We start from the raw sequence: 12,723 nt of genomic DNA on the forward strand, positions 1-12,723 counted from the left end.
CCTTATTTACGTATATAATCTTTAAATAAGATTTGAAAAATCTTTAGGACTTAATGGTTTACTAAAATAGTAACCTTGAAACATATTGCAATTACAATTTAACAGAAATTTATATTGTTCTTCAGTTTCTATTCCTTCTGCAATAACATCCATACCTAATTTATTCCCAAGTGAAATAGTGTAATTTATTATATGTTCCCATTTTTGTACACCTATTTCATTAACAAAACTTTTATCTATTTTTATAGTATCAAAATGAATGTCAGAAATAGTTTTTATTGAAGAATAGCCAACTCCAAAATCGTCTAATAATATTTTAAAACCTTTATTACGTAACGAGGAAATATTTAATTTAAGTTTTTCCTCATTTTCTATCATTGAACTTTCTGTTATTTCAAATTCAATTAGTTCTCTTGGAATTTGATATTTATTAATATATTTTTCTAAGGTTTCAATAAAATCAATTTTATCCATATAAGCTCTAGATAAATTTACTGATATAGGAACAACATTTTTCTTTTTATTAATCCATAGTCGAAGATTTTTACAAATATCTTCAAAAAGCAGTTCATCTAAATCTCTTATTAAGCCGGTTTTTTCGCATAATGGAATAAAGATATATGGAGATATTATACTTCCATATTTATACCATCTAACTAAGGCTTCAGCCCCTATTATAGTTTTTCCATCTTTAGCGAATTTAGGTTGAAACCATGATTTAAATTCTTTGTTTTCAATGCCTCTTTTTATATCTTGCTCTAAATTAATTTTATCAACTTCTCTTTTATGCAGTTGATTGTTATATATAAAATACTTATTATCTCCAGTTAAGGCTTCTTTAGCAATATTAGTATAGGAGCACATATTTTCAAAGTTAATTTTAGTTTTATCAATTAAATAAATTCCTATTTTAAATTTTATATTACCATCAATATTAGAAAAATTTATTTTATCTATTCTTTTAGTAAAATCTTTAATAGTATCATATTTAATAAGTAAGTTAAATTCTCCTAAACAACTATGAACTACAATTTCATCCTTCTTTAAAAATTGAGATAAGTACATATAAATTTCTTTTAATAAGAAATTACTTTTATTAACACCAAAGATATTAATTATATTTTTAATGTTAATAACTTCTAAACTGCAAAAGGCATAATTATGCTCTTTTTTTATGAAGGAGCTAATATTTTCTTTAAGAAATAAATTATTTCTTCCTTCAGTTACAAGATCCATATAGGCTATTGATTTAAGCTTATTGTAGTTTTTCTTTTCTTTATGTAATGTAATAGCAAATAGTATTAATAATAAAAGTAGTATTATTATGTTAATTGTTCTCATAGTTTCTATGATGTAACTATAGGTACTTTTAATTGTTTCGGATTGAATAGGTGTTAATAACCACCAATTAGAATAATCTAATTTTGTATAATACATATAGTAGGTTTCATTGGCATAGTCTATTTCTACATATCCATTATTTAAATTCTTTATATTTTCTTTTAAAGTTTTTAAAGTTAAATGGTTATCTGAATCTTCTAAGTGGGGTATATTAAATAAATTAAAATTTTCAGTTGGAAAGTAAAGATTATTTTCATGAGCTATTAAGTTACCATTTTCATCAATTATAAATGTAAAACCTAACTTATTTGAACTATGAAAACTTATATTTTTAACAAATTCTTCAGTGGTTACTGATGCAGTCAATACTCCAATAACTTTATTTTCATCAAATATAGGAACACTAAAAATATTAGTCTTTTTTCCATCTAATCTAGATATAACTATTTCGCTAACATAATTATCTCCTTTCATAGATTTTATAAAATAATCCCTATCAGAGATATCTATTGGTTCGCCTTTAGTAGCATAAGAAATACCATCTGGCATAGCAATATCTATATTTTTCAAATTATTAATCTCAATCATTTTTTCAAAGTTTTTTACTGTACTTTGAGGATTTTCCAAATCCTCTTTTGTAAGTGAATTAGCAATCCCAGTTAAAAGATTAAATTTATTTTTAATCTCATTGTTTATACTTATGCTATTTTCAACTGATAAATTTTCAATAGATCTTAATATGCTTTTATCAAACTGTTTTTTATGTAATTATTAGAATAGGTCATAAAAAAAAGAATACTTAAAAATAGAAATATTACAGAAATATAAAAAAAACTAGGGTTAAATTTATTTTTTATATTAATCATAGATCCTCCTAAAGAAAATTAGAAATAAGAGTAAAGTTATTAGTACTTTAAGATTAAAATTATAAAATTAAAATTAAAAGTTGTAAAGGGGGAAGGTGCTCAAATTATCTATTAATATAAACAAATTATATTAATAGATAATTATTATCATAATTTAAGAAATTTAAGCATATTAAATTAAGGAAAATATATAATAATATAATTTTTATGGTAACAGAACTTTAATTAAAGCATAGAATATATAAGAAAAAATTTACCCTTAGCATTATATAGATTTATAAAAAATTAAGTTACTAAAAAGCCTTAATATTGATCTTAAGGCAATTATAAATATAATTGATAAGTTTATTGAAGATAATTGAAATAATTCATTAGGAAGAAAAGTTAAAGTTAAAAAATTATTTGAGCCTTTAAGGGAGGAGGATATTCCAATTATTTATGTCTCAATAAGTAGAATTCAATAAGTAACTAGCTTTGACCATCTACAAACATATAGGAAGGGCTTCATAAATTTGTTAATTGGTATGTTAATTAGTATGAAGTCAAATAAATAACCAAAAATAGGGGTGTATTTATGAAGAAGATTGTTTATTCAATCTTTAAAAGAACTATGGATATAGTTGGGTCCATTATAGGAATTATTTTGTTAAGTCCAGTATTTTTAATAGTAGCAATTTTAATTAAGTTAGACTCTAAGGGAAAAGTACTCTTTTCTCAAAGAAGAGTTGGATTAAATGGAAAAGAATTTGAGATTTATAAATTTAGGTCAATGGTAGAAGATGCAGAGGAACTTAAAAAGCTATTAAAAGATAAAAATGAAATGTCTGGACCTATGTTTAAAATAAAGCAAGATCCTAGAATCACTAAGGTAGGAAAATTTATAAGAAAAACAAGTATAGATGAATTACCACAATTGTTAAATGTATTAAAGGGAGAAATGAGTTTAGTTGGACCAAGGCCAAGCCTTCCAAATGAAGTAAAGAATTTTGAACCTTGGATGTTAAAGAGATTGGAAGTAAAACCAGGACTTACATGTTATTGGCAAATATCCGGAAGAAATAATATAAATTTTAATGAATGGATGGAACTTGATATTAAATATGTAAATGAAGGAAATATATTATTAGATATAAGATTAATATTTAAAACAATTTTTTTATTGTTTGGAGATAATAATGCTTATTAAGTTACTATATCAAATGATGGGGGAGAAAAATGAAAATTGCAGTTTCAGGAACTGGATATGTTGGATTAGTTACAGGGGTATGTCTTGCGGAAGTTGGACATAGTGTAACCTGTGTTGATATCGATGAAAATAAAATTAATCTCTTGAAAAAAGGAATATCACCTATATATGAACCAGGATTAGATGAAATGATAATAAGAAATTTTAAAGAAAAAAAGTTAGACTTTACTACAGATTTTAAAAATGTTTATAAAAATTCAAATGTTATATTTGTTGCAGTTTCAACTCCAGAAAGAGAAGATGGGTCAGCTAATTTAGATTATGTGTTTCAAGTGTCAAGGGAAATTGCTGAAAATGTTGAAAGTGATTGCTTAGTTGTTATTAAATCTACTGTACCGATAGGGACAAATGATAGGATTGAGGAGTTTTTAAAAGAAACATTAGTAAATACGGTAAAAATTGAGGTTGCATCTAATCCAGAGTTTTTATCTCAGGGAACAGCAATAGTGAATACAATGAAAGCTAGTAGAATAATTATAGGGGTAGAATCAAAGAATGCAGAAAATACTTTAAGAAATATATACGATAAATTTAATGTACCTATAGTTTGTACTAATAGAAGAAGTGCTGAAATGATAAAGTATGCCTCAAATGATTTTTTAGCATTAAAAATTAGTTTTATAAATGAAATGGCTAACTTTTGTGAAATAGTGAAAGCAGATATCGTGGATGTAACTAAGGGGATGAGCTATGACAAAAGAATTGGAGACAAGTTCTTAAATGCAGGACTTGGATATGGTGGATCATGTTTTCCTAAGGATACTAAGGCTTTGCACTGGCTTGCAAATGATCATGGATATGAAATAAAAACTATAAAGGCAGCAATAGAAGTAAATGAAAATCAAAAATTTAAAATGTTTAGAAAGGCTAAGCAAAGGTTTGGAAGTTTAAAAGGAAAGAAAATTGCAGTACTGGGATTAACATTTAAACCTGAAACAGATGATTTAAGAGAAGCTCCATCAATTCCTAATATAAAAAGATTACTAGAAGATGGTGCTGAAATAGTGGCTTTTGATCCAGTAGGAATAAATAACTTTAAGAAAAAATATGATATAGATATAAGCTATGTATATAATCCAGAGGAAGCATTAAAAGGTGCTGATATGGTGTTTATATTTACTGAATGGAAGGAGATAAAATCATTAAATTTAGAAAAATATATAGAGCTAATGAAAACACCAGTAATATTTGATGGTAGAAATTGCTATAATCTAGAAGAAATTAGAAGAGTAAAGGTAGATTATTACTCGGTAGGAAGGGAAGAGGTTCTTAATATAAAGTAAAAATAATAGCTGGTTTGCTATGGAATATAAAATCATCAAAGAAAATAAGGAAATTAGAAAAGAATATCTAGTTCTATTATTAGGAGTATATAGCAATTTTGACGAAATAGACTTTGATGTATTGTCAGAGAAGTTTGTTTTAATGACTAATCATAGTTATTAGCGTAATTTTATATAAATAGGTGCTCATAAGTAGTAGTACTAAAGGGGGAGTGTTATGGAAAGGGAATTTGTAAGCATAGAAGATTTTTTATTAACCTTAAAGAAAAGGTGGAAAATCGTAGTTTTAATATTTTTAATCTTTATTATTTCATCTTTAATATTAAGCTTCTTTATTATTAAGCCTAAGTATGAGGCAAGTACTAAGTTTTTTATAGGAAAGGAAGCCATAGGAGAAAATCAAAATTATAGTGCAAATGATATTATTATGTACCAGACCTTAATGAAAACTTATTCAGAAATAATTAGAACCCCTGATATTTTATTAAGTAGTATAGAAAAGTCTAAAATTAATTCTACAGTTGAAGAGGCAGAAAATAAATTAACTGTAATAGCAATTGCTGACACTCAGATTCTTGAGGTAAAGTACAGAAGTTTAAATCCTAATGAGTCTAGAAATTTTATTAATAACCTCACAAGTGAGTTTGTAAAAGTTTCAAAAGAAATATTACCTAATGGAAATGTTAAAGTAGTTCAAAGGGTAAGACTTCCTGAAAAACCAGTAAGTCCTAATAAAAAAATTAATGTACTAATAGGAGCATTAGCTGGAATTGTGTTAGGAATAGCATCAGTTTTTTTAATAGAAAGATTTGATAAAACTATTAAGAGTAAAGAGGAATTGGAGAAGGAACTAGATATTCCTATAATTGGGAGTGTTCCTTTAATTGAAAAATAAAAATAGGAGGAAATATAATGCTTGAAGTAGAGAAACCATCTGGAGCTATTATAGCTGAAAGCTTTAGAACGATAAAAACCAATATTCAATATTCCTCTCTAGATAAAAATTATCAGGTTATAGTAGTAACTAGCCCAAATCCAGGAGAAGGAAAAACTTTTATATCTTCCAATCTTGCTTTAACATTAGCACAAGGTAATAAAAGAGTTATATTAATAGATTGTGATTTTAGAAAGCCTAGCATTCATAGAAGATTTAAAGTATCAAATACTTTAGGCTTATCAGAAATATTAGTAGGAGAAGACTCATTTAAGTTATTACTAAAAAAGTATAGTGATAACTTAGATATTATTACTTCAGGGCATATGCCACCCAATCCAGCAGAAGCCTTAGCATCAGAAAGAATGTATGCTTTTATAGAAGTGTTAAGAAATGAATATGATTATATTATATTAGATTCGCCACCAGTACTATTTGTAAGTGATTCACAAATTTTATCAACTAAAGCTGATGGAGTTATATTAGTAGTTAAATGTGGAAAAACAAATAAGGAAGAAATAAAAGAAGCATATATGAGGCTGAAAAGTATTAATGTAAATGTAATAGGAGCTATATTAAATGCAATAAAAATAGATTCTAAAAAATATTCTTATAAGTATGGGGAAAGGTAGTAGAACTATAGGAGGTAATAGAGTGAAAAGAGCTTTAAGAAGAATTTGTGTTTATTTACCTGATTGGTTAGTAATGCAGATTGATAATTTAAGAACCTATGGGAGAATCTTAAATTTAAAAAAACCGAAGTTTTATGGAGAAAAATTACAGTGGATAAAGGTTTATGGCAATCTTGAGAGATTTACAACATTAGTAGATAAATATTTAGTTAGAGATTATATAAAGTGTAAAATAGGAGAGGAGTACTTAACTAGATTAATTGCAGTGTACGATGAGGTAAGTGAAATTGATTATAGATATTTACCTGAAAAGTTTATCTTAAAGTTAAATAATGGGTCAGATAAGAATATAATTTGTAAAAATAAAGCTTTATTAGACATAGATAAAACGAATAAACATCTTAAAAAATTATATAAGGAAGACTATTATAAATACACTAAAGAGCCTCAATATAAAAATATTAAGAAGAAAATTGTTTGTGAAGAATACTTAGAAGATAAAGATGGAGCTTTAATAGAGTATAATCTGCACTGCTTTTCTGGAAAGGTAAAACTTATAGAAGTTCATACAGGTAGATTTAAAATATATACAGAAGATTATTTTCTTACTGATTGGACAAGGGTATATACAAGGGGAAAGGTGAAAAATTCTTCAGGTGAAATAAAAAAGCCTATGTACTTAGAGAAATTAATTGAACTTGGAGAAAAACTAGCAGAAGGATTTGAATATATAAGAGTTGACTTTAATGCTGTTGATGAAAGGTTATATTTTAGTGAATTAACTTTTACACCTGCAAATGGTACAGATAGATTCCGTCCTATAGAAAAAGATTTAGAAATATCTAAATTAATAGATTTAGAAAGATATAACGATCCTATAGTAATGTAGATTTTATAAAATGTGGGGAGGGATAATCTATGGAATGTATTCCTAAAGTAATACATTATTGTTGGTTTGGTGGAAAAGAAAAGCCTAAAATAGTTAAAAAATGTATTGATTCATGGAAAATATATTTAAAAGATTATGAAATAGTTGAATGGAATGAAAAAAATTTTAATATTGAGGATTTTTATTTTACTAAAGAGGCTTATAAAAATAAGAAGTGGGCCTTTGTATCGGATTATTGTAGGCTTTGGGTTCTTTATAATTATGGGGGAATTTATTTAGATACTGATATGGAAGTATTGAAGCCTTTTGATGAATTATTAAAGAATAACTCTTTTGGTGGAATAGAAGATTTTTTAATTGCTTTTGGAATTTGGGGATGCAAAAAGGAAGATAAATTTATAGAAGAAGTTTTAAAATACTATAATAATTTAAATTACGATGATTTTAAAGAAAATCTTCAAAAACTTGCTATACCAATTCATCTTACATTAATTGCAAAGGAAAATGGGTATAAAGAAAACTTTAATGAAGTTTCTTATTTTTTAGATAAGGTTGCAATTTATCCTAAAGAATATTTTTATCCTAAAAGGCATTCTTGGGAAGAACCTATAATTACAAATAATACTTATACTATTCATTATTATGAAGGAACTTGGAGAAAACCTCATCAAATATTAAGGTCAAAATTTAAAGAAAGATTATTAAATTTTGTGAGGTTATTTAAAAGTGATAAATTATGATTAGTTTAATTTTACCTATATATAATGTAGAAAAATATTTAAGAGAGTGTTTGGACAGCATTATGAATCAGAGCTATAAAAATTATGAATTAATTATTGTAGATGATGGGTCAAGGGATAGAAGTTTAGAAATAGTAAATGAGTATAGAAATAAGTTTAAACATATAAAAATACTTTCTCAGAAAAATAAAGGAGTGTCGGAAGCAAGAAATTTAGCTTTAAAGTATGCTATTGGTAAATATATATTATTTGTAGATTCTGATGACTTTTTAAGAGCAGACATGTTAGAGAAATTAATCAGTATAGCTATAAAAGCTAAATGTGATGTAGTTATTTCAAATTATTATCTTTATTATGATAAGAATAATTATATAAAATTTTTAAAGAATATGCCTTCCTTTACTATATATGATAATTATCGGGTAGTAGATATGATGCTTAAGTATAAAATTCAAGGCCAGTTATGGAATAAACTTTTTAAGTTTAGCTTATTAAAGGAAAATAATTTTCAATTCGAAAAAGATAGATATATTCAGGATATTTTTCCAGTATTTAAGGCTATTAGTAATGCTAACAAAATTTCATATTTAGATGAGCCTTTATATTTTTATAGGCAAAGAGAAGGCTCTACAGTTAATAAAAAAAATAAAAAGTTAACCGTAGATTATTATCATGCAATGACAAGTGTTAAGAAATATATAGAAGAAAATAACATCGAGATAAATGAAAATAGCTTTAAAACTTTTAAAGCCCATATCTTATCTTATTTTATATATCACTATACTAATGAAAGTTTAAATAATAATTATAATTCCTTTAAAAAATCAGATTACTATAAGTTAAATATATCTTTTAAAGACTTTTTATTTTTAAAAGATTTAAGTCATAAAGATAAACTTAGAATTATTTTATGGAAGTTGAGAATCTTTAATTTTATCAAGAAAGTAAAAAGAAAATTATGAGTAATAAAAGAATTTTAAAAAATTATATGTATAATGCTTCATATGAAGCTCTAATTTTAATATTACCATTTTTAACAGCCTCATATATATCTAGGGTTTTAGGGGCGGATGGAATAGGTGGAAGTGACTATACTGCTTCTTTTGCAGTTGTTTTTGCTTCCTTTGGAAAGCTAGGTATAGATAGATATGGAAGTAAGCACATAGCTTATAAAAGAGATAAAAAAGAAAGTAGAAGTGAAACCTTTTGGAATATATGGTGTTTACAAGTTATTTCTACATCTTTATCAACTTTATTTTATATAATATTTTTTATAAACTTAGGAAGTTCTTTGAAACTTTTGTTTTTACTTCAATTACCTATAGTTTTATCAGTATTTTTAGATATTAGTTGGTTTTATATAGGCTTAGAAAATTTTGAGAAAATAGTTGTTAGAAATACTTTAATAAGAATTATAAGTGTAATTTCAATTTTTATCTTTGTAAAAAACTATGAAGATTTAAATAAATATATATTAATTACTTCTTTATCGAGTTTTTTTGGATGTTTCACATACTGGATTTCTTTGATTAAGTACGTTAATAAGATTAATTTTACTAAAGTAAATATAAGACCATATATAAAGGAATCTTTAATATATTTTCTTCCTCAAATATGCATACAACTTTATACTGTGGCGGATCAAATTGTTGTAGGTTCTCTAACTAGCTTAACTGATGTAGGTTATTACTCTCAAAGCTTAAAGGTTCCAAAGATGTCTCTAGCATTTATTACTTCATTAAGTACTGTACTTATGCCAACAATAGCTAATCTATATGAAAAAAATAATATAGAAGATATAGAGAAGTATTTAAAAAGATCATTAGAAATTACAATTTGCATTGGTATTTTTGGAGCTAGTTCTATGTCAGCTGTATCAAGGCAGTTTGTACCTCTATATTTTGGAAAAGATTTTAATTTAATAACTCCATATATGATGATAATTAGTTTAATAGCAATAATTATTCCTGTTGGGTTAGTATTTACGAATCAATTTATTATTCCTACTAGTAAAAATAGGGAGTATATAATTCCAATAATTTCTGCCGCTTTAGTGAGTTTAATATTTAACTTTACACTTATACCAATTATAGGGGTAGGTGGTGCAGTAGCTACAGTTATTTTATCAGAGTTGACAGCTACTATTTTAAAGGTGGTATTAGTAAAAAGATACTTAAAGATATCATCACTTTTTAAAGGAACATATATTTTTTTATTATTTGGATTAGTAAATTTTATATTAGTAAATATAATCACATTTTTCCTTGAAATTACTATATTATCATTATTATTATGCTGTATATTATGTTTTATATTTTATGGAGCTTTAATGATTATTTTTAATAATCCTATAAAAGAACTACTTTATGATGTTTATAGTAGTTGGAAGTCTAAAATTTCAATTAAGTAGGGTAATTATATATTTTAAAAGATATAATTACTCAAATTAAAAATATATAAGGAGAATTTTAATTTGAATATTTTATATATTAGTAATTCAGTACACTTAGGCGGGGATACTAAGTGTATATTAAAGCTTTGTAAGGAACTTAAGGATAAAAATAAGATAATTTTAGCAAGTTCAGGAGGAAAGCTACTTCCTAATTTTATTAATATGGGAATTAAGCATTATATAATAAAGGATGTCAGTCTTTTAAATATATTTGCAATGATATTTAATATATTTAAGATAATAAAGATAATTATGGAAGAAAATATTCAGTTAATTCATAGCCATCATAGAATGACTACAGTGCTTTCAAAAGTAGCTACTCTTTTTACTAGAATAAAGATTATACATACGCAACATGTATGTATAGAAAATAAGTATCTCTTAACTAGATTATTTTTAAGAGGGATCAGTATAATTTGTGTAAGTAATTCAGCAAAAGATATTTTAATAAAAAAGTGTAAATTAAATAAAAAAAATATAACTACAATTTATAATACAGTAGAAATAAAAAATGAAAATAAAAATATTGATAGTATATTGATAGATGCTAAAAATAAAAATTACTTTTCAATAGCACAAATAAGTAGAATTATAGACTATAAGGGAGTTTATGATTTTGTTGATATAGCTAAAGAAGTTATTGCGACTAATAAAAACACAAGGTTTTTTTTTATTGGAGATGGGGAAGAGAGTAAGAACCTAAGAGAGTATATAAGTAAAAATAATTTAGATGATTATGTATTTATGATAGGAAGTAAGGACAATGTCATTGAACATTTAAAGCATATAGACTTAGTCTTACTATGTTCATATGTAGAAGGACTTCCTTTAGCGCCAATAGAAGCTTTTTCACAAAGAATACCTGTTGTTGCAACTAATATTCCAGGTACTTGTGAGGAAATAATTAATGGTATAAATGGATATCTAGCTCCTGTTAAAGATATTAGTAGTTTTGCGAAAAGAATAAATGAAATATATTATAATATAGATTTATATAAATCTTTAAAAAAAGGTGCATATAGAACTTTTACTCAAAACTTTTCATCAGAAAAGTATATAAATTCTCATTTAAAATTTTATAAAAAAGTTCTTAAGGAAAGATAAAGCCATTTATGGTTTTTTATAATTATAAAGATTTATCTTAGAAGGAGAGGGTATGTCTCAAAAGAAGTATGTTAAGGAAAATTTAATTATATTATTGTTTTTAATGATAGTTATTATGAGCCAGGGAATAAGAACATATTTAAATAATTTTATAGGTAGTAGTATATTTAATTATCATGTAATTCCTATAACAATATTTATTGCTATGTTTGTATATAAAAAAAATAAATTTGATAAAATTAACTTTCTTATATTTCTATTTATATCAGGACTTATTGTTGTAAATTTTATAGTAAATAGATATGGAATTTTAATTTTTCTAAGAACATTAATTGGTTTTTTAGCTCCGTTATTAATACTATTAGTTAATTATGGAGATGTGGATGTAAATTATTTTTTCACTAAGATAGTTAAGATTTTTAATATATTTGTTTATAGTACCTTCATTATTCAAGTAATTTTGTCAATTAAAGTTGGTAGAACAGGTGGTATTGTGGGGCACCCTTTAACATCAGGGTGGTATTATGCAATATTTATAAGCTTTAATACTATATTTTCTAGATATTTTAATAAAAGAAATGATTTGTTTATTATTACTGATATTTTTATAGCTTTAGTAGGAACTGTATTAGCTTCTGGTAGAATATCAATGATTACTGTTATTTTTCTTGGTGTTATATATTCTGTTTCATGTTGTAAGATAAAAAGCATCCCATATTTTATTTTACCAATTATTATGCTGATATTTTTATATACGCCAGTTGTTGATAATTATATATGGTCAAAATTTAGAGAAACAGCATCTTGGGGAGATGTAACTAATGGAAGGCTGGCAGGAATTAGGGAAATAATTTTTTTTAAGATGTATCCAAGATTATTGACAGGTAATGGAATTGGATATTCAAACTATATTAGTAGATATATTTTTGCGGGTGTAAATTTTGAAAATCCAATTATCATGTTTTCCTTCGATTATGGAATTTTAGCTACAATATTTTTAATAGTACTATTTTTTATAAAACCAATTTTTAGTTTTATAAATAGTAAAAATTTTTTATTAGCTATAAACTATGGATGTGTATTAATAATTCCTTTTACATACAATGGACTAGCTGAAACTGTAGGGATTTTAATTGTGTTAACATTTATAATATATATTTTTTTAACTATTAATTATTATATTAAAAATTTATATAAGATAGATGAAACTCTAAAAAGTAATAAAAAATAATTAGG

General features: G+C 25.0%; 12 protein-coding genes. 11 read left to right on the forward strand and 1 reads right to left on the reverse strand.

All coding sequences use genetic code 11. From position 1 onward, the window contains the following. Window positions 1-21 precede the first annotated feature (21 nt). Window positions 22-2,082: an EAL domain-containing protein gene (locus BN6774_RS04555; protein WP_328586447.1), complete on the reverse strand. Its 2,061-nt coding sequence runs from the start codon at window positions 2,080-2,082 to the stop codon at window positions 22-24. Between the two features lie 699 nt (window positions 2,083-2,781). Here BN6774_RS04555 and BN6774_RS04560 point away from each other — a divergent pair. The 11 genes from BN6774_RS04560 to BN6774_RS04605 all read left to right on the forward strand — a co-directional run bounded on the left by BN6774_RS04560 (window position 2,782) and on the right by BN6774_RS04605 (window position 12,718). Then, on the forward strand, window positions 2,782-3,393 hold the full coding sequence (locus tag BN6774_RS04560) for a sugar transferase (RefSeq protein ID WP_066890469.1): 612 nt from the start codon (window positions 2,782-2,784) through the stop codon (window positions 3,391-3,393). A 29-nt stretch (window positions 3,394-3,422) separates the two neighbouring features. Next, window positions 3,423-4,736, forward strand: a complete 1,314-nt coding sequence (locus tag BN6774_RS04565; protein ID WP_066890471.1) for a UDP-glucose dehydrogenase family protein — start codon at window positions 3,423-3,425, stop codon at window positions 4,734-4,736. 19 nt (window positions 4,737-4,755) lie between these two features. Beyond that, on the forward strand, window positions 4,756-4,899 hold the full coding sequence (locus BN6774_RS18475; protein WP_159426812.1) for a hypothetical protein: 144 nt from the start codon (window positions 4,756-4,758) through the stop codon (window positions 4,897-4,899). Window positions 4,900-4,953: 54 nt separating this feature from the next. Further along, on the forward strand, window positions 4,954-5,631 hold the full coding sequence (locus tag BN6774_RS04570; protein ID WP_066890473.1) for a YveK family protein: 678 nt from the start codon (window positions 4,954-4,956) through the stop codon (window positions 5,629-5,631). 17 nt (window positions 5,632-5,648) lie between these two features. Then, window positions 5,649-6,302: a CpsD/CapB family tyrosine-protein kinase gene (locus BN6774_RS04575; protein ID WP_066890475.1), complete on the forward strand. Its 654-nt coding sequence runs from the start codon at window positions 5,649-5,651 to the stop codon at window positions 6,300-6,302. A 22-nt stretch (window positions 6,303-6,324) separates the two neighbouring features. Further along, the gene (locus tag BN6774_RS04580) at window positions 6,325-7,191 is read left to right on the forward strand and encodes an ATP-grasp fold amidoligase family protein (RefSeq protein ID WP_159426813.1); all 867 of its coding nucleotides are present in this window, start codon (window positions 6,325-6,327) and stop codon (window positions 7,189-7,191) included. Window positions 7,192-7,220: 29 nt separating this feature from the next. Beyond that, entirely contained in the window at window positions 7,221-7,931 is a 711-nt protein-coding gene (locus tag BN6774_RS04585) for a glycosyltransferase family 32 protein (RefSeq protein WP_066890480.1), read from the forward strand. Beyond that, complete coding sequence (locus BN6774_RS04590; RefSeq protein ID WP_066890482.1) at window positions 7,928-8,893, forward strand: glycosyltransferase family 2 protein; 966 nt, start codon at window positions 7,928-7,930, stop codon at window positions 8,891-8,893. The genes BN6774_RS04585 and BN6774_RS04590 overlap by 4 nt, the downstream gene beginning before the upstream one ends. After that, window positions 8,890-10,341 (forward strand): oligosaccharide flippase family protein, encoded by a 1,452-nt coding sequence (locus BN6774_RS04595; protein WP_066890485.1) that lies wholly within the window; start codon window positions 8,890-8,892, stop codon window positions 10,339-10,341. The genes BN6774_RS04590 and BN6774_RS04595 overlap by 4 nt, the downstream gene beginning before the upstream one ends. Before the next feature lie 63 nt (window positions 10,342-10,404). Further along, entirely contained in the window at window positions 10,405-11,487 is a 1,083-nt protein-coding gene (locus BN6774_RS04600) for a glycosyltransferase family 4 protein (protein WP_066890488.1), read from the forward strand. Window positions 11,488-11,539: 52 nt separating this feature from the next. Beyond that, window positions 11,540-12,718: a hypothetical protein gene (locus BN6774_RS04605; protein WP_066890491.1), complete on the forward strand. Its 1,179-nt coding sequence runs from the start codon at window positions 11,540-11,542 to the stop codon at window positions 12,716-12,718. The last annotated feature ends 5 nt before the right edge of the window (window positions 12,719-12,723 follow it).

The organism is Clostridium nigeriense (genome assembly GCF_900086595.1).
Classification (GTDB): Bacteria; Bacillota; Clostridia; order Clostridiales; family Clostridiaceae; genus Clostridium; species Clostridium nigeriense.

Bases quoted from the DNA above. Each gene is read 5' to 3' on its own strand.
- BN6774_RS18475 (WP_159426812.1), top strand. From the start codon at position 4,756: ATGGAATATAAAATCATCAAAGAAAATAAGGAAATTAGAAAAGAATAT.
- BN6774_RS04590 (WP_066890482.1), top strand. From the start codon at position 7,928: ATGATTAGTTTAATTTTACCTATATATAATGTAGAAAAATATTTAAGA.
- BN6774_RS04585 (WP_066890480.1), top strand. From the start codon at position 7,221: ATGGAATGTATTCCTAAAGTAATACATTATTGTTGGTTTGGTGGAAAA.
- BN6774_RS04565 (WP_066890471.1), top strand. From the start codon at position 3,423: ATGAAAATTGCAGTTTCAGGAACTGGATATGTTGGATTAGTTACAGGG.
- BN6774_RS04570 (WP_066890473.1), top strand. From the start codon at position 4,954: ATGGAAAGGGAATTTGTAAGCATAGAAGATTTTTTATTAACCTTAAAG.
- BN6774_RS04560 (WP_066890469.1), top strand. From the start codon at position 2,782: ATGAAGAAGATTGTTTATTCAATCTTTAAAAGAACTATGGATATAGTT.
- BN6774_RS04605 (WP_066890491.1), top strand. From the start codon at position 11,540: ATGTCTCAAAAGAAGTATGTTAAGGAAAATTTAATTATATTATTGTTT.
- BN6774_RS04575 (WP_066890475.1), top strand. From the start codon at position 5,649: ATGCTTGAAGTAGAGAAACCATCTGGAGCTATTATAGCTGAAAGCTTT.
- BN6774_RS04595 (WP_066890485.1), top strand. From the start codon at position 8,890: ATGAGTAATAAAAGAATTTTAAAAAATTATATGTATAATGCTTCATAT.